Source organism: Mesorhizobium norvegicum, assembly GCF_004919685.1.
GTDB lineage: Bacteria > Pseudomonadota > Alphaproteobacteria > Rhizobiales > Rhizobiaceae > Mesorhizobium > Mesorhizobium norvegicum.
The window spans coordinates 127,922-150,450 of the sequence record NZ_SMYZ01000003.1; the positions used below are offsets into that span (position 1 = coordinate 127,922).

At 63.8% G+C, this 22,529-nt stretch carries 23 protein-coding genes and 1 tRNA gene; 15 read left to right on the top strand and 9 right to left on the bottom strand.

Annotation, left to right across the window (positions count from 1 at the left end; genetic code table 11):
• Positions 1 to 81 precede the first annotated feature (81 nt).
• A tRNA-Leu gene (locus FCU66_RS01795) sits at positions 82 to 166 on the top strand.
• 111 nt (positions 167 to 277) lie between these two features.
• Here FCU66_RS01795 and FCU66_RS01800 read toward each other — a convergent pair.
• From FCU66_RS01800 to FCU66_RS01810, 3 genes are all read right to left on the bottom strand, one after another.
• Positions 278 to 1,630, bottom strand: a complete 1,353-nt coding sequence (locus FCU66_RS01800) for a coiled-coil domain-containing protein (RefSeq protein ID WP_136619764.1) — start codon at positions 1,628 to 1,630, stop codon at positions 278 to 280.
• Between the two features lie 231 nt (positions 1,631 to 1,861).
• Positions 1,862 to 3,142, bottom strand: a complete 1,281-nt coding sequence (locus FCU66_RS01805; RefSeq protein WP_136619765.1) for a GNAT family N-acetyltransferase — start codon at positions 3,140 to 3,142, stop codon at positions 1,862 to 1,864.
• The gene (locus FCU66_RS01810; RefSeq protein ID WP_136619766.1) at positions 3,142 to 4,542 is read right to left on the bottom strand and encodes a lipopolysaccharide biosynthesis protein; all 1,401 of its coding nucleotides are present in this window, start codon (positions 4,540 to 4,542) and stop codon (positions 3,142 to 3,144) included. Before FCU66_RS01810 ends, FCU66_RS01805 begins: the two co-directional genes overlap by 1 nt.
• A gap of 366 nt (positions 4,543 to 4,908) precedes the next feature.
• Here FCU66_RS01810 and FCU66_RS01815 point away from each other — a divergent pair, with 366 nt between their 5' ends.
• Positions 4,909 to 5,769, top strand: a complete 861-nt coding sequence (locus FCU66_RS01815; RefSeq protein ID WP_136619767.1) for a restriction endonuclease — start codon at positions 4,909 to 4,911, stop codon at positions 5,767 to 5,769.
• Between the two features lie 87 nt (positions 5,770 to 5,856).
• Here FCU66_RS01815 and secA read toward each other — a convergent pair whose 3' ends face one another.
• Positions 5,857 to 8,589 (bottom strand): preprotein translocase subunit SecA, encoded by a 2,733-nt coding sequence (gene secA, locus FCU66_RS01820; RefSeq protein WP_136619768.1) that lies wholly within the window; start codon positions 8,587 to 8,589, stop codon positions 5,857 to 5,859.
• Between the two features lie 249 nt (positions 8,590 to 8,838).
• On the opposite strand from secA, the gene FCU66_RS01825 reads away from it, so the two are divergent.
• Positions 8,839 to 9,756, top strand: a complete 918-nt coding sequence (locus FCU66_RS01825; protein WP_136619769.1) for a peptidylprolyl isomerase — start codon at positions 8,839 to 8,841, stop codon at positions 9,754 to 9,756.
• A gap of 72 nt (positions 9,757 to 9,828) precedes the next feature.
• On the opposite strand, the gene FCU66_RS01830 is transcribed toward FCU66_RS01825, so the two are convergent.
• Together FCU66_RS01830 and FCU66_RS01835 are read right to left on the bottom strand one after the other, a co-directional pair.
• The gene (locus tag FCU66_RS01830) at positions 9,829 to 10,428 is read right to left on the bottom strand and encodes a TetR/AcrR family transcriptional regulator (RefSeq protein ID WP_136619770.1); all 600 of its coding nucleotides are present in this window, start codon (positions 10,426 to 10,428) and stop codon (positions 9,829 to 9,831) included.
• Positions 10,429 to 10,529: 101 nt separating this feature from the next.
• Complete coding sequence (locus FCU66_RS01835; RefSeq protein WP_136619771.1) at positions 10,530 to 11,759, bottom strand: caspase family protein; 1,230 nt, start codon at positions 11,757 to 11,759, stop codon at positions 10,530 to 10,532.
• Between the two features lie 170 nt (positions 11,760 to 11,929).
• On the opposite strand from FCU66_RS01835, the gene argJ reads away from it, so the two are divergent.
• The 5 genes from argJ (at position 11,930) to FCU66_RS01860 (ending at position 15,128) form a co-directional block, all read left to right on the top strand.
• Positions 11,930 to 13,171 (top strand): bifunctional glutamate N-acetyltransferase/amino-acid acetyltransferase ArgJ, encoded by a 1,242-nt coding sequence (gene argJ, locus FCU66_RS01840; protein ID WP_136619772.1) that lies wholly within the window; start codon positions 11,930 to 11,932, stop codon positions 13,169 to 13,171.
• 29 nt (positions 13,172 to 13,200) lie between these two features.
• Complete coding sequence (locus FCU66_RS01845) at positions 13,201 to 13,953, top strand: GNAT family N-acetyltransferase (RefSeq protein ID WP_126070649.1); 753 nt, start codon at positions 13,201 to 13,203, stop codon at positions 13,951 to 13,953.
• 9 nt (positions 13,954 to 13,962) lie between these two features.
• On the top strand, positions 13,963 to 14,385 hold the full coding sequence (locus FCU66_RS01850; RefSeq protein WP_136619773.1) for a (deoxy)nucleoside triphosphate pyrophosphohydrolase: 423 nt from the start codon (positions 13,963 to 13,965) through the stop codon (positions 14,383 to 14,385).
• Positions 14,386 to 14,515: 130 nt separating this feature from the next.
• On the top strand, positions 14,516 to 14,833 hold the full coding sequence (locus FCU66_RS01855; RefSeq protein WP_136619774.1) for a hypothetical protein: 318 nt from the start codon (positions 14,516 to 14,518) through the stop codon (positions 14,831 to 14,833).
• Positions 14,834 to 14,942: 109 nt separating this feature from the next.
• On the top strand, positions 14,943 to 15,128 hold the full coding sequence (locus FCU66_RS01860; protein ID WP_136619775.1) for a Flp family type IVb pilin: 186 nt from the start codon (positions 14,943 to 14,945) through the stop codon (positions 15,126 to 15,128).
• A gap of 29 nt (positions 15,129 to 15,157) precedes the next feature.
• Here FCU66_RS01860 and FCU66_RS01865 read toward each other — a convergent pair whose 3' ends face one another.
• Positions 15,158 to 16,033 carry a methyltransferase domain-containing protein gene (locus FCU66_RS01865; RefSeq protein ID WP_136619776.1) on the bottom strand — a complete coding sequence of 292 codons (876 nt, stop codon included), beginning with the start codon at positions 16,031 to 16,033 and terminating at the stop codon, positions 15,158 to 15,160.
• 64 nt (positions 16,034 to 16,097) lie between these two features.
• Between FCU66_RS01865 and FCU66_RS01870 the strand changes: the two genes are divergently transcribed.
• The 5 genes from FCU66_RS01870 (at position 16,098) to FCU66_RS01890 (ending at position 19,171) form a co-directional block, all read left to right on the top strand.
• On the top strand, positions 16,098 to 16,898 hold the full coding sequence (locus FCU66_RS01870) for a ComF family protein (RefSeq protein WP_425462834.1): 801 nt from the start codon (positions 16,098 to 16,100) through the stop codon (positions 16,896 to 16,898).
• 27 nt (positions 16,899 to 16,925) lie between these two features.
• Positions 16,926 to 17,195 (top strand): glutaredoxin 3, encoded by a 270-nt coding sequence (gene grxC / locus FCU66_RS01875; RefSeq protein ID WP_136619777.1) that lies wholly within the window; start codon positions 16,926 to 16,928, stop codon positions 17,193 to 17,195.
• A 10-nt stretch (positions 17,196 to 17,205) separates the two neighbouring features.
• Positions 17,206 to 18,072 (top strand): carbon-nitrogen hydrolase family protein, encoded by an 867-nt coding sequence (locus tag FCU66_RS01880; RefSeq protein WP_136619778.1) that lies wholly within the window; start codon positions 17,206 to 17,208, stop codon positions 18,070 to 18,072.
• Positions 18,069 to 18,494 (top strand): DUF1178 family protein, encoded by a 426-nt coding sequence (locus tag FCU66_RS01885; protein WP_091585387.1) that lies wholly within the window; start codon positions 18,069 to 18,071, stop codon positions 18,492 to 18,494. The genes FCU66_RS01880 and FCU66_RS01885 overlap by 4 nt, the downstream gene beginning before the upstream one ends.
• 122 nt (positions 18,495 to 18,616) lie before the next feature.
• Positions 18,617 to 19,171 carry a hypothetical protein gene (locus FCU66_RS01890; RefSeq protein WP_168991998.1) on the top strand — a complete coding sequence of 185 codons (555 nt, stop codon included), beginning with the start codon at positions 18,617 to 18,619 and terminating at the stop codon, positions 19,169 to 19,171.
• Positions 19,172 to 19,176: 5 nt separating this feature from the next.
• Here FCU66_RS01890 and FCU66_RS01895 read toward each other — a convergent pair whose 3' ends face one another.
• Complete coding sequence (locus tag FCU66_RS01895; RefSeq protein ID WP_136619801.1) at positions 19,177 to 19,662, bottom strand: MarR family winged helix-turn-helix transcriptional regulator; 486 nt, start codon at positions 19,660 to 19,662, stop codon at positions 19,177 to 19,179.
• 97 nt (positions 19,663 to 19,759) lie between these two features.
• Between FCU66_RS01895 and FCU66_RS01900 the strand changes: the two genes are divergently transcribed.
• Entirely contained in the window at positions 19,760 to 20,674 is a 915-nt protein-coding gene (locus FCU66_RS01900) for a DMT family transporter (RefSeq protein ID WP_136619780.1), read from the top strand.
• A 13-nt stretch (positions 20,675 to 20,687) separates the two neighbouring features.
• Here FCU66_RS01900 and FCU66_RS01905 read toward each other — a convergent pair whose 3' ends face one another.
• Complete coding sequence (locus FCU66_RS01905; protein WP_136619781.1) at positions 20,688 to 21,284, bottom strand: winged helix DNA-binding protein; 597 nt, start codon at positions 21,282 to 21,284, stop codon at positions 20,688 to 20,690.
• A 111-nt stretch (positions 21,285 to 21,395) separates the two neighbouring features.
• Here FCU66_RS01905 and FCU66_RS01910 point away from each other — a divergent pair, with 111 nt between their 5' ends.
• Positions 21,396 to 22,520 (top strand): LLM class flavin-dependent oxidoreductase, encoded by a 1,125-nt coding sequence (locus FCU66_RS01910; RefSeq protein ID WP_136619782.1) that lies wholly within the window; start codon positions 21,396 to 21,398, stop codon positions 22,518 to 22,520.
• Positions 22,521 to 22,529 lie beyond the last annotated feature (9 nt).

Here is a 22,529-nt window from a genome sequence, read left to right on the forward strand (position 1 = left end):
TCCCGGGCCGGCAACAATTGGCCAGTTGACGAACAGGCCTCCAACCGTATAGTCCCGCGCCATCCAGGCCGCCCGGCCTGAGCCCCTATGGCGGAATTGGTAGACGCGCTCGACTCAAAATCGAGTTCCGCAAGGAGTGCTGGTTCGATTCCGGCTAGGGGCACCATTTACCTACTCGGGCCTTGGCAGACGAGAGGGCGGCGTCACGCCGATCACCAATACGTCCGTCAGCTCGACGTCATGGCCACCTGCCTGCCGATATGCCTCAGCAACGCGATCAGGACGCTTTGCGCGTCACAGTGGAGTCGCCGTCATTGGCAGCGCTAAGCTCGCCGGTTGCCAGCAATTCGTCGAATGCCCGTTCGAGATCGGCACTGTCATCCGCTGCCGATCCGCTGTGCCGGTCCTGGCGTGTTAGCGTTTCCAGCCTGTGGTGAAGCTCGCGGTTCTCATCGCGGCAACGGGCATGCGCGCGTTCGTCGGTCATGCCACGCAAGCGGAGATCGGCGAGTTGAACCTTCATCGCGGCACAGTCCCTGCGCGCCGCGTCGCGCTCCTCGCGTAACTTCGCGATCTCGGCTTCCGGGTGCCAATGCCCGGCCACGTCCTCGGCACGGTGCCCGAATTGGCTCGGCGCTGCGCGGACCACGGCTTGATCGACAAGCAGAGCGGTGGCGCGGCGCTGGAGCGAGCGCAACTCCCTTTCGAGTCCCGCGGCCCGCTCCTGCGCGGCGGCGGCGCAATCGTCGAGAACGCCGCGCTCATGCTCGACCGTGGACAGCCGCGCCTGCAGGTCTTGCTGCACCGCCATCTGCCGTGACAGTTTGCCGGTCAGTTGCTCGTTAAGGAGTTTGTAATCCGCGACCTTGGAATGAAGCAGCATGGCGGCTCGTTCCAAGCCGGCGAGCCGCGATGCAACGTCCTCACGCGCCTGCTCGGCGGCTTGCCTGGCCATGATCTCATTGCGAAGCTGCTCCGAGATCCGCGCCAGGTTCCGTCCCAGACGCTCGACCTCGACATTCGCCTCGAGGAACCGCGTTGCGCGCTGGTCGGCGTGCCTGTCGGCCCGCGCAATGACCTGCCGGGCTCTGTCGAGTTCGACCTGCAGGTCGGCGATGGTCGCGCTCGCGATCGATAGCTCGCGCGATTTTCGCTCAAGCTCTTTCGAGCCGCGATCGTGCAAGCGTTCGAGCTTCGCTACCTCCTCTTGCAAATTCCATTTCTCGGTATCGAGAGCGTCGGCATGGCGCGTTTGCGCATCGAGCCTGGCGAAATAGTCCTGCACGAAGGACCATGCATGACGCGACAATTCCAGCCCTTCCGCCACGCCTTTCAGATGAGCGGCCAAGTCGTCGCCGGTATGCAGACTCAACGGATGGCTGGACAAGGGGGAGGAACCGCGCCTGGTCTGGGTCCGACTTGAGCCGGTCTCGGTCGAACCAAGGGGAGCCGGCGTGTCTGGCTGGGCCAATCTGGTGAGCTCATCTTCGAAGAGAGGCGAAGCCTGATGCGTGGCGGCTCGAATGCTTCGGAGCAGTTCCTCAAACGGATCGTTGTCGCCCTTTTGGACAACAGCGCTACCGTCTGCACTAATGTGCCGGGCGCCGTTGGCCTCATGGTTCAGCGACATTTTTCTCTCATCGCTACCGAATCACTAGATTATCGCGGATCAAGAACAAGATTGCGAGCCGGTTTTGCCGGCTTTCACTGAAAAATTTCTGCAAGAAATCTCGTTTTTTATGAGCAAAGGGTAATATTGGCGTTTATCTGTTGGGCGATCGAAGTAAATTCCCGGTCACCTCTATCAAATAAATCTTGTAGCGAAAATATGCCGTTCTCCCAGAACCGCACCTTGCCAGCCTTACCGCCGTCCCAACAAGCTCTTCATCCGGTTGCGCAGCAGGCGGGCCATGTTGCGGGTTTCGCGGTAGAGGTGCAACTGCGAGGCGGCCTGGCGGGTGAGGCGGTCGGCGTCCGGCGTCAGCCCGATCACCAGCGTGCCCATCGGCCTGCGCTCGGCCCATAGCCGGCTCATCACCGGATGGTCGGGCACCGCGCAGGAATCGGTCATCATGATGTTGGGATCGTCGAGATGCTGCCTGGTCACCTCGATCATCAGCAGCGTGCCGGGCGAATAGCTGGCCAGCGTCTCGTCATAGGCCGTCTTCCAGGTGTAGGCGACGCCGGCTTCGACGAAGACGATCAGGCAGGCGATGGTGCGGCCGTCGAGCGTCAGCGAATGGATGCGGCACATGTCCTGCTCGGCCAGCCGGTGCACGGCTTCGCGGGCGAAGGCGGCGCGGTAGCGGTCGATCGCCATGGCGGTGCGTTCGCGGCCTTTCCAGCCGGCCGCTTCCAACGTCAGGAAGTTTTCGATGGCGTGGCGGATGTCTTCGGGGCCGCGCGCCACGACATGCTCAAGCTTGCCGAGGTCGCCAAGGCGGCGCTTCAGGCGGCGGAACTCGCGATAATGGTGCGCGCGCAGCGAAGCCTTCAGATACTCGTCGCCATCGAACTCGCTCTCGAGCGCGGGGCGCTGGGTCTGGCCGGTGGTGACCAGCATCAGTCCGCGTGTCTCGGCCACGGTGGCAAACAGGCTCGCCACCGGGCCATCGAGCCGGACATCGGGCAGGACGAACACTTTCGGCAGCTTGAGGTGCGGGCGCGACAGCATCGAGAAGAAGTCCTCGACGACACCGACCGGATCGTCGCGGTCGACCAGCGGCGTGCCGAGCGGACCGAACGGGCTCGACCATGTGCGCATCACCGGCACGCCGAGCGGCACCACCGGCCGCTCCACCGAGAACGGCACCAAAAGGCGCAGTCGGTTGCGGTATTCGTCGCCGTCGCGGATGACCGCCAGCCGCACCTCGCGATCCTCCAGCCGCGGCATGGCGGGCGCCAGGAAGCGCGGGTTGAAGAAAACGTTGGGCTCGACCGTGCGGGCGCAGAGATAATCCAGCTCCTCGACCAGGTCGAAGCCGGCCGATGCCGGGTAGATGGCGAGTTTGCGCTCGGGCCGGTTGTTGGCAAGGATCTCGATATGGGCGGGATCGGCGTCACGGGTCAGCCCGGCAAGGCCGGACACCATGGCGCCGGCGGTGCCACCGCTGGTTTCCTCAAGCAACGGGATGGCGGCCATCACGCGGCTCCTTTCGCAGGCACGAAGATGAGCATGACGATGCCGAGCTTGCGCCACACCGTGAAGGACAATGCGCTGGCTTCGAAGATCATGGCAAAGGCGGTGGCCATGGCCGCGCCCCACAGGCCGAACATCGGGATCAACACCACGTTGAGCGCGATGTTGAAGGCCAGCGTCATGGCATAGACGGCGGCGCAGATGTTCTGGTTGCCGCTCATCGTCAGTAGGCTTTCGCAGGGGCCGACGGCGGCCCGCGCCACGACGCCGAAGACCAGCAGGAACAGCAAGGGATAGCCGCTGCTGAATTCAGGGCCGAACAACACCAGCATCGGCTCGCCGAGCGCCAGCACCAGCAGCGCCATCAAGAGCGATGGCCAGAACGTCCACGACACCGTCTCGCGGGCAAAGGCGGCGAGCCTCTGCGGGTCGCCATGGGTGAACTGCGCATAGCGCTGGGCGACGCCGGCCTTGACGGCGAAGTAGACGAAATGCACCAGCGCCAGTGTCTTCACGGTGGCGAAATAGACGGCGACGTCGTTGGGATCCATATAGGCGCCGACCATCAGCACGTCGGCATTGGTGAGCAGGAAGAAGAAGCTTTCGACCAGGAAAATCGGCAGCGAGACGATGAACCATTGCGCGAAATGGACCTTCATCGGCCCCGCCGGAATCTGCCTTTCCATGCGCTGAGTGACGCCGATGAGCTGGCCAAGCGTGGTGACGTAGGTGGCCGCGATCGAGGCGAAGATGGCGGTCCTGGCATCGGGGGCATAGCCCGCGACAAGCATCAGCGCCATGAATAGCAGGATCAGGATGGGCCGCACGAGATAGGTCGGCGACAGCGCAAACAGCGCCCAGCTGTTGGCGCGTGCCAGGCCCGACAGCAGGTCGGACATGGCGATCATGGGCAGGCAGATGACGCCGAGGATGAACGGTATCACATAGTAGTTTTCGATCCACGGTGCTGCCAGCCAGACGCCGAGCGCACCGAGCCCGGCAATGATCGTGGAGGCGATCAGCACGAACAGACGGCTGGCCAGCACGATGCCGCGCAGTTCGTCCATCAGGCCGCGTTCGCGGTATTCGGGAATGAAGCGGATGACCGAGGTGTGGAAGCCGAGGCAGGCGAGATTGCCGACGATGACCATCGTCACCCAGACGAGGACGAAGATGCCGTATTCGAACGAGCCCATCCAGCGTGCCATCAGCACCTGGCTGATAAAGGCGATGACGGCGCTGACGATGCGGATGGAGAAGGCGATGACCGACATGCGGCCGGCCTCGCCGCGCTCGTCGGCGGTGAACAGCACGGCGTCGATACGGCCAAGCAACGGCCCCATGCGCAGCGCCAAACGCTGCGGCAGGAACCGCCCGGCTGTCGTGGCCGCGGAAAAGCGCACCCCGATTTCTCTCCGTTTTCCGCTTCTTTTCAGGCTTTGGTGTAGCCAAAACACATTAAGAAAACGTGGGCGGGGAGCTTCCTTCTCCCCGTCACTATACGGGGAGAAGGTGCCGGCAGGCGGATGAGGGGCGGCGCAGGCTTCGAAGATTTGCGTTGTGCTCGCCCAGCCGCGCTTGGCAAAGAACGGAGGAAATACGAGCGGCAAATGATGGCGGGATTAACATTCAAGCTCTTTCCCAGAAGCGTGAAACCCGCTCTAATGCGCCCGTTCTGGGGGAACCATGTCGCAGCTTATGATTCACGGCCATGTGACTCTGGGGCCGAGACAAGTTCGTTGCGCGTTGGGTTGTATGAGGATGGGACGATGAAGGCGACCGTTCCACCCTTCGCCGAGTTTTTCGTGCCGGTCTTGCGGGCATTGGACGCGCTCGGCGGCTCCGCTTCGATCGAAGAGATCGACGACAAGACGGCTGTATTGATGAACATTTCCGATGCGGCGCGGGCAGTGCTGGTTGGCGATGGTCCAAGGGCGAAATTCGATTATCGCTGCGCCTGGGCGCGAAGCTGGCTGAAGAATGCAGGCCTCACGAACAATAGTGAGCGCGGCGTGTGGGCCCTCACGGCGGAGGGCCGTACGTCGCTCTCACTTGATCCGGAAGAGATCGTACGGCTTGTCAGGCGAGCCGACGCGGCATTGCGCAAGGCGAAAACTGTCGCTGCCCCTGAGCGTGCCGAGGCTGAAGCGGAAGCAGGGGACATCGCCTTGAAGGACTGGCGGGAGCAACTGCTCGACATTCTTCTGGCGCTTGATCCGGCGGCCTTCGAGCGGTTGTGCCAGAGAATTCTCCGTGAGGCCGGCTTTATCAAGGTCGAGGTGACCGGCAGGAGCGGCGATGGCGGCATCGACGGCACCGGCGTCTTGCGGGTCAACCTGCTTTCCTTCCACGTGCTGTTCCAATGCAAGCGTTGGAAAGGCTCGGTCGGGGCAGGCGTTGTGCGCGACTTTCGCGGCGCGATGGTTGGTCGAGCTGACAAGGGCCTTGTCATCACCACCGGTACGTTTACCGCGGATGCGCGGCGCGAGGCTGTGCGCGATGGTGCTCCGGCCATCGACCTGATCGATGGCGACGGACTATGCGACCTGCTCAAGGATCAGAAGATCGGCGTGCGGGTAAAGATGGTCGAAGAAGTGACCGTTGACGAGGCGGCATTCGCCGGGTTTTAGCGACGCTAGTCGCGAACGTCAGCGCCGCCCCTCATCCGCCCTTCGGGCACCTTCTCCCCGTAAACGGGGAGAAGGAATAGCGCGCTCTTACGCGAACGCCCCGTGGCAGTGCTTGTACTTCTTGCCGGAGCCGCAGGGGCAGGCTTCGTTGCGGCCGACCTTGCCCCAGGTAGCCTGGTTGTTGGGGTCGCGGTCTTCGGGAGCGACGATGGCGGTGACCTCCGGGCGGACCAGAAGGGCGGTCTCGCCGCCTTCGAAGTCATTCTCGCCGGTGGTGCCATCGATATGCGTGCCGAACATATCGGGGGCTTCCGGCGGCGGCGCTTCGGCGGCCTGGCGGACCAGTTCGACGCGCATCAGCTGCGCGGTGACGACCTGGCGCAGATTGCCCAGCATCGCCTGGAACAGCTCGAACGCCTCGCCCTTGTACTCCTGCAGCGGATCGCGCTGGGCGTAGCCGCGGAAGCCGACGACCGAACGCAGATGGTCGAGATTGACGATGTGCTCGCGCCACAGATGGTCGAGCGACTGCAGCACCACCGAACGCTCGACATAGGTCATCACCTCGGGGCCGAAGCGCTCGGAGCGCTCCTTGGCGGCGGCGTCGGCTGCCTGGGTGATGCGCTCGCGGATGTCGTCCTCGGCGATGCCCTCTTCCTTGGCCCAGTCCTCGATCGGCAGGTCGAGATTGAGGAATTCGGCGACCTCGGCCTTCAAGCCCGCGACATCCCACTGCTCGGCATAGGCGTTTTCGGGAATGGCCTTGGCGACGATCTCGTCGATGACGCCCTCGCGCATCTCGCCAATGGTTTCGCTCAGGCCTTCGCCGTCCATCAGCTCGATGCGCTGCTCGAACACCACCTTGCGCTGGTCGTTGGAGACGTCGTCATATTTCAGCAGATTCTTGCGGATGTCGAAGTTGCGCGCCTCGACCTTCTTCTGCGCCTTTTCCAGCGCCTTGTTGATCCAGGGATGGATGATCGCCTCGTCTTCCTTGAGGCCGAGCTTCTGCAGCATGCCGTCCATGCGCTCGGAGCCGAAGATGCGCATCAGGTCATCCTGCAGCGACAGGAAGAATTTCGAGCGGCCGGGGTCGCCCTGACGACCGGAACGGCCGCGCAGCTGGTTATCGATGCGGCGCGATTCGTGACGTTCGGTGGCCAGCACATAGAGGCCGCCGGCGGCAAGCGCCTTGTCCTTCAGCCGCTCGACATCGGCATTGATCTCTTTTTCCCGCGCCTCGCGCTCGGGGCCGGCCGGCATGTCGCCGAGTTCGTCTTCAATGCGCATCTCGGCATTGCCGCCGAGCTTGATGTCGGTGCCGCGGCCGGCCATGTTGGTGGCAATGGTGATGGCGCCGGGCTTGCCGGCCTGGGCGACGATCGCCGCCTCGCGCTCGTGGTGGCGGGCGTTCAGCACCTCGAAATCCGTGAAGCCTTCCTTGCGCAGGCGCTCGGCCAGCTGCTCGGATTTTTCAATGGAAGTGGTGCCAACCAGCGTCGGCTGGCCCTTGGCGCTGGCTTCGCGGATCTCCCTGACGATCGCCTTGTATTTCTCCTCGACCGTCCGGTAGACCTCGTCGTCTTCGTCCTTGCGGATGACCGGCAGGTTGGTCGGAATCTCGGTGACATCGAGATTGTAGATGTTGCCGAATTCCTCGGCCTCGGTCAGCGCCGTGCCGGTCATGCCGGAAAGCTTCTTGTAGAGGCGGAAGTAGTTCTGGAAGGTGACGGAGGCCAGCGTCTGGTTCTCCGGCTGGATCGCCACATGCTCCTTGGCTTCGAGTGCCTGGTGCAGGCCTTCCGAATAGCGGCGGCCCGGCATCATGCGGCCGGTGAACTCGTCGATGATGACGATCTCGCCGTTGCGGACGATGTAGTCCTTGTCCTTCTGGAACAGCCGGTGCGCCTTCAGCGCGTTGTTGACATGGTGGACGATGGCGACGTTCTCGACGTCGTACAGCGACTCGCCCTTGAGCAGGTCGGCGTCGCGCAAAAGGTTCTCGAGCTTCTCGGTGCCTTCCTCGGTGAAAATCGACGTCTTCTGCTTCTCGTCGATCTCATAATCCTGCGGCTGCAGCTGGATGATGAAGGTGTCGATGGTGTTGTACATTTCCGAACGGTCCTCGAGCGGACCGGAAATGATCAGCGGCGTGCGCGCCTCGTCGACCAGGATGGAATCGACCTCGTCGACGATCGCGTAATTGTGACCGCGCTGCACCATCTGGGCGCGCTCGTACTTCATGTTGTCGCGTAGATAGTCGAAGCCGAGTTCGTTGTTGGTGGCGTAGGTGACATCGGCGGCGTAGGCGGTGCTGCGCTCCTCGTCGGACAGACCGTGGACGATGACTCCGACCGAAAGACCAAGGAACTTGTAGACGCGGCCCATCCATTCGGAGTCGCGGGTGGCGAGATAGTCGTTGACGGTGACGACGTGGACGCCCTTGCCGGCAAGCGCGTTCAGGTAGACCGGCAGCGTCGCGACCAGGGTCTTGCCCTCGCCGGTGCGCATCTCGGCAATGCCGCCATTGTGCAGCACCATGCCGCCGATCAGCTGGACATCGAAGGGGCGCATGCCGAGCACGCGGCGCGCCGCCTCGCGGGCGGTGGCAAAGGCTGGCACCAAAAGGTCGTCGAGCGTGGCGCCGTTGGCGATGTCCTGGCGGAATTTCGCGGTGCGGCCGACCAACTCCTCGTCGGAGAGCGCCCGCATCTCGTTTTCCATGGCGTTGATCGCTTCGACACGAGGCCGGGTCGATTTGACCCGACGGTCGTTGGAGGAACCGAAAACCTTACGGGCGAGACCGCCGAGACTGACCATCCAATGGTCCTTTCGATAGAATTCTCAATCTTGCGATGAGCGCCGGCCGGCCCCATCAATTCCACGTGAACGTGGACAAACACAAAAAGCGCCCGGAAAACGGTTCTGGACGCAAAGTCGTTGGACAGATAAGAGGGGGCTCAACTGATGTCAACGCCGCGCTGGCCCTGCCGGGCGCGCCAAATTCCGCCACAATCTGGCTGATCTGGAAGCCACCCCCTCCTCACAATCCCCCACCGGAGTCATCTTATGTCCTTGTTGTTCCGCCGCGCGTCGCTCGCCAGCCTTGGCTTGGCCTTCGGCCTGTCGGCCCTTTCGCTGTCGCCGCTGATGGCGCAGCAAACCGCTCCCGCTCCGGCGGATGCTGCAGCGCCGGCCGCAGCACCGGTCGATCCGAATACCGTGATCGCCACGGTCAACGGCCAGCCCTTGACCGAGGCCGACCTGGTGCTTGCCGAAGGGGAATTGTCGCAGCAGTTCTCGCAGCTGCCGCCCGAGCAGCGCCGTGCCGCCGCCCTTTCGGCAGCCATCGAGATCCGCGTCATGGCCGCCCAGGCGGTCACGTCAGGACTCGACAAGGATCCCGATTTCCAGCGCCGCATGGCCTTCCTGCAGCAGCGCGCTCTGCATGGCGAGATGGTCGAGAAGGGTGTTGTCGACAAAGTCACCGACGCTGAGGTTCGCGCCCGCTACGACCAGGAAATCGCCAACACGCCGCCCACCAACGAGGTGCATGCCCGTCACATCCTCGTGAAGACGAAGGAAGAGGCCGAGGCGATCATCAAGCAGCTCGACGGCGGCGCCGACTTCCAGAAGCTCGCCAACGAGCACACCAGCGATCCCTCAGGCAAGACCAGCGGCGGCGATCTCGGCTGGTTCGGACCTGGCCAGATGGTGCCGGAATTCGACAAGGCGGCCTTTGCGCTCGAGGTCGGCAAATACACCGAGCAGCCGGTTCAGTCGCAGTTCGGCTGGCATGTCATCAAGCTCGAGGACAAGCGCACCAAGCAGCCGCCGGCCTTCGACGACGTCAAGGACCAGGCCAAGCAGGCGGTCATCCGCGACAAGTATTTCGCGCTGGTCAAGTCGCTGCGCGCCGGCGCCAAGGTCGAAATCCCCGACGCCAACCTGAAGAAGGCGGTCGATACGCTGGAAAGCGCAAAGTAGGCCTGAAGGAATTTTTGAAAGAGGCGCGGCAGCCAGGGGTTGCCGCGCCTTTTTTGTCGGCCAGCCGCCCTTTTACCCTCCAGGCGCCGCTATGCCGCGCATCACGTAGTCGACGGCCTTGCGGATGGTAGGTTCGTCCTCGTCGAGCCGGTTGGTCAACAGATGCTTCCAGGCGAAGGAGGCGATCAGGTCGGCGACCAGCGCTGAATCGATGTCGGCGCCGATTTCGCCCCTTGCCCTGGCGCGTTCCACCATCTGACCGGTATGGGAGCGCCGACCCAGCGCATAGTCGGCAAGGGCCGCGGACGCCGTATCATCCGACTGCGCCTCGGCGATCAGCGACCTGAACACGCTGCCCGACGATGTGTCGCGCCAGTGGGCGAACAGGTTTTTCAGGAAGCCGACGAGATCCTCCTCCAGTCGCCCGGTATCGGGAACATCGACGCGTTTCTGGCGCTGGTAGACTTCGAGCAGCAGTGCGGCCTTGCTCGGCCACCAGCGATAGATGGTGGGTTTGCCGGCGCGGGCCCGTCGCGCCACCGCCTCGATCGAAAAACCGGCATAACCGGCCTCGACCAGCACGGCCTCGGCGGCTTCGAGAATGGCATCGGCGCTGGCGGGATTGCGCCGCGCACCGATCGATCTACGCGCCGGGTCGGCGTCCTCGGCCATGTCTGTCGTCCTCGCCAACAATTTCGCCGGCATTATAGGTGAGGTCGTGGTGAAACGAAACGGACCGTTCTTAACGGATCAAAGAATCCATCAGATGATGCTTATTGCATCGCTTGCGATGTCTCGGACTCGATGCGCCAGCCGCCGTCGGCCTTGACCAAGCCAAGCGTGACACGCGCCTTGCCGGTCAGGCGTGCCGCCGACTTGTCCTTTGGAAGATAGTCGTAGCGCATCGCAAAGACGGCCTCGGCGCGATCCTGGCCATGTGGAGTGACCTCCAGGCTGCCTGGCTCCAGGCCAAGCGACCAGGAGGCCCACTGCGCGAACCAGTCGGCCTTGACCTTGGCGATGGCATCGGCGTTGTAGCTTGTCCCGAAAATGGTGGCAGACGGGCCGTAGAGCCGCTTGACGGTCTCGCTCATCGCTCTGGTGTCGGGCGTCAGATAATCCTGGCGCAGGAATTTTTCGATCGATCCCTTGTCGTCGCCCACCGAGCGCTCGAGCACGGCAACTTCGGTCGAGGGGGCCGGAGCGGCGGCCGGCTTCTGCGGCTGGGCGGGTTGCCCGTCGGCGACGAATTCGAAACGCTCGAGCAGCGAGCCCTGCTCCCAGGGGCGCTGGGCCTCGCGCGTTTGCGAAACCACGTCACGGCGCACCGCGATCATCATGTCGTTGATGCTCTGGCCAGGTTCGGCGATGTGGCGCAGCAGGGCGGCGGCAAAAGGCGAGTTGCGCCCGCTTCCGTCCATGGCGACGGCACCAGGTGCCGTCGAGAAGGCAATAAACGAGCCGCGCGTCGAATCGAACTGGGCCAACCCGGCCAGCGCCGTCGCCGAGCGCGTGGTGGCGGTGCGGCTGAGACTGCGGGCAAACGGGTTGTTGCGGCAGGCATCGAGAAACACCAGGCTGACCTTGGTCTGCTGTTCCATGATGTCGAGGACTTCGTCGATCGGCACGGCTTCAAGCTGGAGCTTTACCGGCACGTCCAACCTGGCGTCGACCGGCACGATGTAGTTGCGCCCGTCGACCTGCAAGCCGTGGCCGGCATAATAGAAAAGCCCGACGCCGGCGCCTTCGAGCGCGTCGGAGAACTCGCCGATGCTGCGTTCGAGCTCGCGCTTGCCGAGATCATTGCCTTCGACGACCTCGAAGCCGATGGAGCGCAGCTTGTCGGCGATGTCGAGCGCGTCGTTTACCGGATTGGCCAGCGTGCCGGCTTCGGCGTAAGTGCCGTTGCCGATGACAAGCGCCACGCGCCGTTGCGGCTGTGCATCCGCGCTCAGCAGCAAAAGTCCCAGAAATGCCCATGCGAGGATCGCAAGCCTGCCCATGGGGCAGGATCATAACGCCATCGGCCCCGGCGGCGCCAACAGATTTGAAATGCAAGCTTAATCCCGAGTGGGCTCCCGCCTCCGGCAAGAGCGACGAAAACGCCCTTGCGCCCGCGCGGCGTATCGGGCAAACCGGCCTTCCCTTGCGATTTTTCCCGCCCGAGGCCCCCATGTCCACGACGATTTCGCCGCTTGCGCCGAAGAAATACCCCAAGATGCCAGAAATCGAGGGGGTGCGCATCGCCACCGCCGAGGCGGGGATAAAGTACAAGAACCGCACCGACCTTTTGACCATGGTCTTCGATGAAGGCACCGCGGTCGCCGGTGTGTTCACGAAATCGAAATGCCCCTCGGCGCCGGTCGATTTCTGCCGGCAAAATCTCGGGGCCGGCAAGGCGCGGGTGCTGGTCGTCAATTCCGGCAACGCCAACGCCTTCACCGGCAAGAAAGGTCGGGAATCCACGGCCCTGACAGGCGAGGCGGCGGCGAAGGCGGCCGGCTGCAAGGCAAACGAGGTTTTCCTGGCCTCGACCGGCGTCATCGGCGAGCCGCTCGACACCAGCAAATTCAGCCATTTGCTCGCAGGGCTGGTCAGCAATGGCAAGCCAGAGCTGTGGACCGAAGCGGCAAAGGCGATCATGACCACGGATACCTATCCGAAAGTGGCGACTGCGACCGTCAAGCTCGGCGACACCGATGTCACCATCAACGGCATCTCCAAGGGCGCTGGCATGATCGCGCCCGACATGGCAACGATGCTCTCCTTCATCGCCACCGACGCGCCGATCGCCGCCCCAGTTCTGCAGGACCTGTTGTCGCGTGGCACGGCCAAGACCTTCAACGCGGTCACCGTCGACAGCGACACCTCGACCAGCGACACGCTGCTGATCTTCGCCACTGGCAAGGCCGCCAAGCGCGGCGCGCCAGCAATCTCTGATGCAAAGGATGCCCGCCTCGGCCCATTCCGGCGGGCGCTCGGCAAGGTACTGAAATCGCTGGCGTTGCAAGTGGTGCGCGACGGCGAGGGCGCTCGCAAGCAGGTCGAAGTCACCGTCACCGGCGCCAAATCGGCGCGCTCGGCCAAGCGCATCGCGCTGTCGATCGCCAATTCGCCGCTGGTCAAGACGGCGGTCGCCGGCGAGGATGCCAATTGGGGCCGCGTCGTCATGGCTGTCGGCAAGGCCGGCGAGCCCGCCGATCGCGACCGGCTGTCGATCTGGTTCGGCGACAACAGGCTGGCGCATGAAGGCGAGCGCGACCCCTCATATTCCGAGCAGGCGACGTCGGCCTATATGAAGCGCGACGACATCCGCATCCGCGCCGATATCGGCATCGGCCGCGGCAAGGCGACTGTGTGGACTTGCGACCTCACCAAGGAATATGTCGCCATCAATGGCGATTATCGGAGCTGATGGTTTTGGGCTCCAGGCATCCGGCAAGCATGCTCGCGATCGTGCGCCGCTACGAGGCGGCCGGCTTTCGCGCCTGGCCGGCAGCTGCGGTCCACTATGACGGCACCTGGGTGGTGCGGCTGACCGCCGGCCATCCGGCCAAGCGGCTGAACTCGGTCAACCCGCTCGATCCCGGCGACACCCAGCACATTGCCGACCGTATCGGCCGGGCCAGCCGCCGTTTTGACGCCTATGGCAGGCCGCTGACGTTCCGCATGTCGCCGCTGTCGGGTCCGGACCTCGCCAGCCATCTCGACCGCGAGGGCTGGAGCCGGTTCGACGAGTCGCTGGTCATGCGGCTGCCGCTGGCCGACGCGCAACTCGACGCCGCCATGGACCAGATTCCGCTCAAGGACATCAGCCGCTTCATCGGCGCGTCGCTCAAGGTCAGCGGTTCGGATGTCTCGCTGCGGCCCGGCCTGTCGGAGATCATCGGCGCCATCCAGCCCGAGGCCGGACTGTTCGCGCTCGAAGATGGAGCCGAAGCGCTGGCGACGCTGATCTGCGTGCATGACGGCGATCTCGCCGGCCTGTTCGAGGTCGCCACCGATAAGTCGGCGCGCAACAAGGGCCACGGCCGCAACCTGATCCTGTCGGCGCTGAAATGGGCGCGGCTGCGTGGGGCGCGGGAAGCCTGGCTGCAGGTCGAGGCCGGCAATGTGCCGGCGCTGGCGCTCTACCATTCGCTCGGCTTCGACGAAGTCTATCGCTACCACTACCGCCGGCCGCCGGGTCATGAATGAAGTGATGGCATGAGTGACGGGACGACCGCCGGCAAGCGCCTGCTCCTGGTCGCTGCCTGCGCGCTGGTCGATGCCGACGGCCGCGTGCTGCTGGCGCAGCGGCCGCAGGGCAAGCAACTTGCCGGGCTGTGGGAATTTCCCGGTGGCAAGGTCGAACCCGGCGAGACGCCCGAACAATGCATCATTCGCGAACTGCATGAGGAAATCGGCATCGAAACCGACATCCCATGTCTGGCGCCGCTCACCTTCGCCAGTCATTCCTACGACGATTTCCACCTGCTGATGCCGCTGTTCATCTGCCGCCGCTTCCGCGGCATCGCCCAACCCAAGGAAGGGCAGGCGCTGAAATGGGTGCGGCCAAAGCAGATGCGCGACTATCCGATGCCGCCGGCCGATGCGCCGCTGATCCCTTTCCTCATCGATCTTCTTTGAGGGCTCTCGCCCGGCCGCTTCCTGGCCGAGGGGTCGTATCAGCCAGCGTTAATGGAAGATTTATCTCGTCATGAAAAATTGAAGCATGGCCGTTTCAGGCCGCGCCGCCGATTCGCTGGGGAGCGATAGCATGAGCCTAGACAGGGATTGGGACTCGATCCGGCCCGAGCGCGGCTTTCGCGCCGCCGACGCAGGCATGGGCATATTGCGCATCACGCTGCTGTTCGGTTCGGCCGCGGTGGCGCTGGCGCTAATCGCAACCCCTTTCCTCGACAGCCAGACACGCTCGCTATCGGCTCGCGATAATTTTGCCGGCGGGCTCGACATGACGGCCACCGGCTCGGTCAGCCATCGCGAAACCTATACGTTGCGCCGCAGCGTGCTGCAGCCGCAGCCCGGTTCGGTCTGCATCATCAGGTCCAATGGCAGAAGCAGCGGCGACTGCTGACATGGTTAAGGGATTGCGGGAAGGCGGCGGTTTCACCGCCTGTTAAGCCTTTGCCGTTAACCTTTCTTAACAGATCGGCGGTAAGGTCCCGGCTAGAGGGGTTGAGGTCATGAAAGCAGTGCTGCTGCGTTTTCTGAAGGACGAGAATGGCGCGACAGCCATCGAATATGGACTGATCGCGACCTTGGTGGGGCTGGGGATCATCACCGGCGTTGGTCAGTTCGCCAACTCGCTCACCTGGTTGTTCAGCGACAACAACAGCAGGCTTGCGAACGCCTTCGCACCCACACCCTGATCCAACCTTTCCGCGCTTGCGGACAGGGATCATTGCCCGTCGGGCGCTTCCAGGATTGCCTTCAGCGAGACCTTGGCCGAACCTGGCTTCAGCGGTTTTTGCTGCGATGCGTCGGGCGCCCAGCCGGACATCCAGACAATCGAGAAACTTGCTCTCACGCGGCCGTCGGGGTCGGAAAACCGCTCTGCGTAGATTTCCGCAGCACGGGCAAACAGCTCGCGCGTGCCTGGCCGCCGGCTGCGATCGGTGAGCGCACTGGTTTCGCCCATGGCCCGCAGGTCCGCCATCAGGTTGAACAGGCTGGCATAGCGCACCGTCACCGTCTCGACGTCGGCGACCGGCAGAGCGAGACCGGCGCGCTGCAGAAGCGCACCTGCGTCGCGTACGTCGGTGAACGGGACGACACGCGGGCTGGCGCCGCCGTAAAGCTCGGTCTCGGCCGCAAGCAGGCTTTCGCGCAGCTCGAAAAGCGTGCCGGCGCCGGCAAAGGCGCCGAGGAAAAGCCCGTCCGGCCGCAACGCGCGGCGGATCTGGATCAGCATGCCGGGAATGTCGTTCATCGCCTGCAGCGACAGAAGCGAGACCACCAGATCGAGGCTCTCCGGCTCGAACGGCACGGTTTCGAGCGGTGCGATCAAGCCGGCGCCGCCGCCTGTCAGGAAAGCCGTATCCGCCTCGACGCGGACAATATCGGCGACCTTGCCGCTCTCGGCCAGCGTTTCGGCCGCTGCCGGCGTCTGGCAAAACAGCACGGCTGCCTTGCCGAACCGGCGCTCGACGGCACCCAGCCGGTCGGCAAGGTCCTCGGCGGTGCGGCGCATCAGGAAGTCCGCGCCGTCAACCGGATGGGTGAGCGCGCGCCGCTTGTGCGCCAGCCACAGAGAGGTATCCATAATCGGCTGCAACGGGCAGATCCTTGTTTGTCCACGCCCTGATATAGTTGGTATACCTGCGCGGAGAACCAACCACGTGGCCGATCCGATGTCCAAGATCAAGCCCAGCGAGATCAAGCGCTTCGCCCGATCGGCCCTCGGCTGGCCGGCGCGCATCCTGTTTCCGCCGGTCTGCGCCGGTTGCCGGCGGCATGTCTCGCAGCCCGGCGTGCTTTGTGGCGCCTGCTGGCCGAAGCTCAGGCTGCTGGAACGGCCATGGTGCCCGGTGATGGGCACGCCGTTCAGCCATCACATGGGCGAGGGCTTTCTGTCCGCCGAGGCGATTGCCGATCCGCCGCCTTTCGAGCGGGCGCGGGCGGCCGTCGCCTATTCCGGCGTCGCCCGCCAGATGGTGCAAGGGCTGAAGTACCAGGATCGCACGGATCTCGCGCCATGGATGGCGCGCTGGATGGTGCGCGCGGGTGCCGATCTCATCGCCGAGGCGGAAGTGGTGGTGCCGGTGCCGCTGCACTGGCGGCGCTTCTTCAGGCGACGCTTCAATCAGTCGGCGGAACTGGCAAGGGCGGTGTCAGTGCTCAGCGAATTGCCCTTCGCTCCGTCGGCGGTGCGGCGTGTGAAACTCACCCGCCAGCAGGTTGGGCTGGAGCGCGGGGAACGCGAGGAGAATGTGCGGGCTGCCTTCCGAGTGCCCGCCGAGGCGGAAATCGAGATTGCTGGCCGCAGGGTGCTGCTGATCGATGATGTCTACACCACCGGCGCCACCGTGCGTTCCGCCACCAAGGCGCTGAAAAGGGGAGGTGCGGCCGCCGTCGACGTGCTGACCTTTGCCCGTGTGTTGCCGGGGGACTTCCGGGCGGACGAGTCCGCGACTATATAAGTCGGCAACGAACAGCGGAAATTCGTCATGGCCGATGTCACCATCTACACCCGCATGATGTGCGGCTATTGCACGGCAGCCAAGCGGCTGCTCGAGCGCAAGGGCGTCGCCTTTACCGAGCACGATGCCTCCTTCTCGCCGGAACTGCGCCAGGAGATGATCTCCCGCGCCCATGGCCGCTCGACCTTCCCGCAGATTTTCATCGGCGATACGCATGTCGGCGGCTGTGACGACCTCCACGACCTGGAGGCCGAAGGCCGGCTGGACAAACTGCTCGCCAACGGCGCGACGATTTGAGGATATGGCGATGGGTGTTTTCAAGGCGGCTGCGATCCAGATGCGTTCAGGCGAGAGCCCCGAGCGCAACGCGGTCGATCTCGAACGGCTGGTGCGCGAAGCCGCAAGCCAGGGCGCCACCTACATCCAGACGCCGGAGATGACCGGCGCGCTGATCCGCGACAAGGAAGCGCGCGCCGCCTCCTTCACCTCCGAGGACAAGGACATCATCGTCTCGACCGCGCGCAAGCTGGCCAAGGAACTCGGCGTTTTCCTGCATATAGGCTCGACCGCCATCCTGCGCGCCGACGGCAAGCTCGCCAACCGCGCGCTGCTGTTCGGCCCGGACGGCGCCACGCTCGCCACCTACGACAAGATCCACATGTTCGACGTCGATCTCGACAATGGCGAGAGCTGGCGCGAATCCGCCGCCTATGAACCGGGCACCGAGGCCGTCGTCACCGACCTCGACGGCGCGAAACTGGGTTTTGCGGTCTGCTACGATTTGCGGTTCCCGCAATTGTTCCGCGCCGAGGCACTGGCCGGCGCAGATATGCTTTCGGTACCGGCTGCCTTCACCCGCCAGACGGGCGAGGCGCACTGGCACGTGCTGCTCAGGGCCCGCGCCATCGAGAACGGCGCCTATGTCGTCGCCGCTGCGCAAGGCGGCCTGCATGAGGACGGCCGCGAGACCTACGGTCATTCGCTGATCGTCGATCCATGGGGCCGTATCATCGCGGAAGCCGCGCATGACGAGCCGGCGGTGATCGTCGCCGAGATCGACCCGGCGCGGTCGCTTGCCGCGCGCAAAAAGATCCCCAACCTCAAAAATGCGCGGGATTTCGCCGTCAATGCCGGCTTGGGCGAGGCGCCGCGTCTCAGGGGTGCAGCCTCTTGATCCGTTTTGCCCTGATCTGCGAGCACGAGCACGAATTCGAAGGCTGGTTCCGCAGCAATGACGATTTCGACACCCAGAAAAAGCGCGGCTTTGTCGACTGCCCGACCTGCGGCTCGCACAAGGTGCAGAAAGCGCTGATGGCGCCGGCGGTCTCCACGGCGCGCAAGCAGGAAACGATAGCGCTTGCCATGGGCGAGGCGCAGAAGCAGGCTTTGGCGCAGCTGAAGGCGATGGCCGAGAAGGTGCGCGAGAATGCCGACTATGTCGGCGACAAGTTCGCCGAGGAAGCGCGCAAGATCCATTTCGGCGAAAGCGACGCGCGCGGCATCTATGGCGAGGCGACGCTGGAAGAAGCCAAGAGCCTGGCCGAGGACGGCGTCGAGTTCATGCCGATCCCGGTGTTCCCGGACGACCGCAACTGAGTTCCGAGGGAGCTTTGCGCGACCCAGAAGCGATTGAGCCGCGACGAAGCATAAGAGCCGTCGTTGGCCGATTGGCCCGCTGGGGCGCCGTCAAGTTTAGCGGTACCCGAACGATCGACGGGTTGCTCATCATTGGCGACAAGGGCACCGACAAGATCTTCGAGGCGCTTCAGCTTGTTCGTGATTTTGATCCAGTGCGCTACAGACGGCTGCTTGGTGACGTAAGACAGGTCTTCGTCACAACCCTTCCTGCTTCCGTCGCGCAATGGGCGGATTCTTCCAAGGCGTGCGAATTGGACGAGCGCCATATCATCAGCGAAGAGACGACGCCGGAATTGGTCGCTTCGATTATCGTCCATGAGGCCACCCACGCGCGGCTTATGCGATGTGGTATCGGCTACGAAGAGGCGTTGCGGGATCGCGTGGAGCAGGTCTGTCTGCGCCGAGAAATAGCCTTTGCGGCCAGATTGCCGACCGGAAAGGGCCGGAGCCAGCAAGCCGAAGCGACACTCGAGGCCATGCCGGATTTTTCCGACAAGGCGATGAGTGAGCGCTATCTCAGTGGTTTGCGAGATGCTCTGCTCTACCTCAACATGCCGGCCCGGCTTGTCGACCTCACCGTATCATACCGGCGCTGGAAACACCGGCGCCGGTTCTCGCGGCAGCCTACGAACTGACCCGGCTAGCTCACACTCCCGATCAATTTCTCAAGCAGCCGAGAGAGCGTTTCCTGTTCCGCCGGTGTCAGGCCCGCGAGAATCTCATGTTCGTTGGCGACATGGGCAGCAACGGCCTCGTCGATCAAAGCGAGACCCTTTTCAGTCAACCGCACGACAATGCCGCGCCGATCGTTGGGGTGCGGCCCGCGCAGGATCAATCCGGACGTTTCGAGCCGGTCGAGCCGGTTGGTCATGGCGCCCGATGTGACCATCGTCGCTTCATAGAGAGCGGTCGGCGTCAGCGCGTAGGGTGAGCCAGCGCGGCGCAGTGTCGCCAGCACATCGAACTCTCCCGACTGCAATCCATAGCGGGCAAACACCGGCGCCAGGCGCTCGCGGGCGATCAGCGAGGAGGCCTCGTTCAGCCGCCCGAGCACGGCCATCGGCGAGACATCCAGATCGGGCCGCTCCCGCTTCCATTGCTCGATCGCTCTTGCTGCCCTATCCAACTGTCTCACCATCATATATCTTGACGTTAAGAATCTTTCCATTATCTTACCGCAAGATGCAATGCTGGCCAAGGGCCGCGCGCGACAGGGTTCGATCATGAAATTTCTCTGGGATTCGGCGCTCGGCCTGCTGGTCGTCACCGGCGGCCTGCTCGGCCTGACGCTGCCCTTCGGCAAGCTCGCCACGGCTGCCGGCGTGCCGGCCATGGTCTGGGCCTTCGTCATCTCGTTCGGCGCCGGCGGCGTCTTGCTGTGCGTGCTCTTGCTGCGCGGTCAGCGCGTCCGGCTCACCGCGCACAAATTGCGCTATTTCTTCGTCACCGCAGCGGTGTCCTATGCGGTGCCCAATCTCCTGATGTTCTCGGCCATCCCGCATCTTGGCGCCGGCTACACCGGCATCATGTTCACGCTGTCGCCTGTCATCACGCTGGTGTTCTCCATCCTGCTGCGTGTCCGGAGCCCCAACATGCTGGGCATTGTCGGCATCGCCGTCGGCTTCGTCGGCGCCGTCATGGTGGCGGTGACGCGCGGCGAGGCCGGCCAGCCGGCCGATCTGTTCTGGGTGGTGATGGGGCTGCTCATTCCGGTCAGTCTTGCCGCCGGCAACATCTATCGCACGGTCGACTGGCCGGAAGGCACCGGCCCGATCGAGCTTGCTGTCGGCAGCCATTTGGCGTCAGCGGCGATGCTGCTTGTCGGCATTCTCGCCCTGTTCGGCGTCAAGGCCTTCGCTTCCCTCGGCGGCGTGCCATTGGTGGTGGTCGCGCAGGTCGCATCGGCATCGGCGATGTTCGCCTTTTTCTTTAGGCTGCAGGCGGTTGGCGGTCCGGTCTATCTCAGCCAGATCGGCTATGTGGCGGCGGCCGTCGGCCTGTTTGCCGGCACCATCTTCCTCGGCGAGCACTATCAACTGCTGACCTGGGCGGGCGCACTCATCATCACCGCCGGTGTGTTCATCACCACCATGGCGCAAAGTCAGATCAGCAGGAAGGCACAAAGCCAGGCGGCGTGAATGCGTTCGCGCCTCAGCCGGCGCCGGTTTCGTTCTCTTCGCTGCCGGGCTCCGGTCGCGGGTGCCGACGGCGGTGGGTGGCCGCGGCGCGGGCCGCCTGCTCATAGATGCCGGTCATCAGTTCGAGCGTGCGCGCCGCTTCCTCGAGCTTGGCCGCCATCTCCGGGACGCGCGTCACCGCTTCGATGAGCAGGACCGAACGGATGTCGGCATAGCGTTCGGTCACACGATAACCGAGCGGCGTGACTTCGTAGGTGACGCCGGCCCTGCCGCTGCCGGTTCGCTTGACCAGGCCGCCCTTGAGCAATTTGCGCAGGCTGTACTGGATGTTGGGGATGTCGTCGCGGTTGGTCATCTGCGCCAGGTCGCGGATGCTCTTTGGCCGGTCGTTCATCCTGATGATGTGGAGCAGCGCATTTTCCGGCCCGCTGGCGGAAAACTCGATCACCGTCGCCAGGCATTCGGCCTGCCAGTGGCCGAACGCCTCGTAAGAGCGCATCAGCGCATACTCGATTTCGGCGACATCGATTTCGAGCGGCGTCCGCGCCAGATGCCAGCCGCGATCCAGCAGCTTGGCTTGCGTTTCCGAAGGTTTGCGCCGGTCGTTCATCCATGTCTCCCCGCCCGGCAGCATGCGCCGATCCGGCCGATTGCGTCCACACGATTTTATGATAGACTTTCTATCATAAAATATAATCAAAAAATGAGGAGAACACGACCGATGAGCATGCTCGACAAGACCGCAGCCAATGCGCAGCCCTTCTTTCTCGGGACCTTTGCGTCCAATTGTTCCGGCGGCATGACCGTCACCAAGCTTCCCGAACGATGGGTCAGTTCCTGGGACAACAATCTGCGGCTGGCGCAGCTGCTCGACGAGGCCGGCATCGACTTCATGCTGCCGATCGCCCGCTGGATCGGCTATGGCGGCGAGACCAATTTCCACGGCAACGTGCTGGAGACGATCACCTGGGCCACCGGGCTCCTGGCGCTCACCCGCAACATCACGGTTTTCGCCACCACCCACACGGCGGCCAATCATCCCGTCGTCGTCGCCAAGCAATTGGCGACCATCGATCAGATCAGCCGCGGCCGTATCGGCCTCAACATCGTCGCCGGCTGGAACAAGCCGGAATATGAAGCGCTCGGGCTGACGCTGCCTGACGATCACATCACACGATACGGCTATGCACAGGAATGGTTCGACATCGTCAGGGCGCTGTGGGATCGCACCGAGGCGTTCGACTGGGACGGTACCTATTTCAAGCTGAAGAACGTGCTTGGCGATCCGCGCCCGTCGGCACGCCTGCCGATCCTCAACGCCGCCGGCTCGGAAGAAGGGCGCAAATTTGCGGTCCGCAACGCCGACTTCCTGTTCACGCCGGCAATCGATCTGTCACGCTCCAGGGACGAGATCGCGGTGCTGAAGCAACAGGCGATCGCTGCCGGCAGCACTGTCGACGTGCTGACTTTTGCCCATGTCGTCTGCCGGCCGACCGAAAAGGAAGCGACGGACTATCTCGAGCATTTCGGCCGCGCCAATGCCGACTGGGCGGCGGTCGACAATCTGGTACGGCTGCAATTTGCCCATGCGCAATCATTCCCGCATGACCTCCTGGCGCTCATCCGCGACCGCATGGCGGCGGGCCATGGCGGCTTCCCGCTCACCGGCACGCCCGAACAGGTCGCCGATGGGATCACCGCCTTGCACGAGGCTGGGTTTCGCGGCTCGACCCTGTCCTTTGTCGACTATGTCGAGGAATTCCCATATTTTCGCGACACCGTCCTGCCCATCCTCGAGCAGCGGGGCATCCGTATCGCAGCGGCCGCCATGCAGTCGGCGGCCTAGGAGAAAACC

Excerpts from the sequence above, each read along its gene's own strand:
- grxC (WP_136619777.1), top strand. The coding sequence starts at position 16,926 with ATGGCCGATGTCACCATCTACACCCGCATGATGTGCGGCTATTGCACG.
- FCU66_RS01855 (WP_136619774.1), top strand. The coding sequence starts at position 14,516 with ATGAGCCTAGACAGGGATTGGGACTCGATCCGGCCCGAGCGCGGCTTT.
- FCU66_RS01850 (WP_136619773.1), top strand. The coding sequence starts at position 13,963 with ATGAGTGACGGGACGACCGCCGGCAAGCGCCTGCTCCTGGTCGCTGCC.
- FCU66_RS01800 (WP_136619764.1), bottom strand. The coding sequence starts at position 1,630 with ATGTCGCTGAACCATGAGGCCAACGGCGCCCGGCACATTAGTGCAGAC.
- FCU66_RS01815 (WP_136619767.1), top strand. The coding sequence starts at position 4,909 with ATGAAGGCGACCGTTCCACCCTTCGCCGAGTTTTTCGTGCCGGTCTTG.
- FCU66_RS01860 (WP_136619775.1), top strand. The coding sequence starts at position 14,943 with ATGAAAGCAGTGCTGCTGCGTTTTCTGAAGGACGAGAATGGCGCGACA.
- argJ (WP_136619772.1), top strand. The coding sequence starts at position 11,930 with ATGTCCACGACGATTTCGCCGCTTGCGCCGAAGAAATACCCCAAGATG.
- FCU66_RS01845 (WP_126070649.1), top strand. The coding sequence starts at position 13,201 with ATGCTCGCGATCGTGCGCCGCTACGAGGCGGCCGGCTTTCGCGCCTGG.
- FCU66_RS01880 (WP_136619778.1), top strand. The coding sequence starts at position 17,206 with ATGGGTGTTTTCAAGGCGGCTGCGATCCAGATGCGTTCAGGCGAGAGC.
- FCU66_RS01900 (WP_136619780.1), top strand. The coding sequence starts at position 19,760 with ATGAAATTTCTCTGGGATTCGGCGCTCGGCCTGCTGGTCGTCACCGGC.
- FCU66_RS01830 (WP_136619770.1), bottom strand. The coding sequence starts at position 10,428 with ATGGCCGAGGACGCCGACCCGGCGCGTAGATCGATCGGTGCGCGGCGC.
- FCU66_RS01905 (WP_136619781.1), bottom strand. The coding sequence starts at position 21,284 with ATGAACGACCGGCGCAAACCTTCGGAAACGCAAGCCAAGCTGCTGGAT.
- secA (WP_136619768.1), bottom strand. The coding sequence starts at position 8,589 with ATGGTCAGTCTCGGCGGTCTCGCCCGTAAGGTTTTCGGTTCCTCCAAC.
- FCU66_RS01805 (WP_136619765.1), bottom strand. The coding sequence starts at position 3,142 with ATGGCCGCCATCCCGTTGCTTGAGGAAACCAGCGGTGGCACCGCCGGC.
- FCU66_RS01835 (WP_136619771.1), bottom strand. The coding sequence starts at position 11,759 with ATGGGCAGGCTTGCGATCCTCGCATGGGCATTTCTGGGACTTTTGCTG.
- FCU66_RS01825 (WP_136619769.1), top strand. The coding sequence starts at position 8,839 with ATGTCCTTGTTGTTCCGCCGCGCGTCGCTCGCCAGCCTTGGCTTGGCC.
- FCU66_RS01910 (WP_136619782.1), top strand. The coding sequence starts at position 21,396 with ATGAGCATGCTCGACAAGACCGCAGCCAATGCGCAGCCCTTCTTTCTC.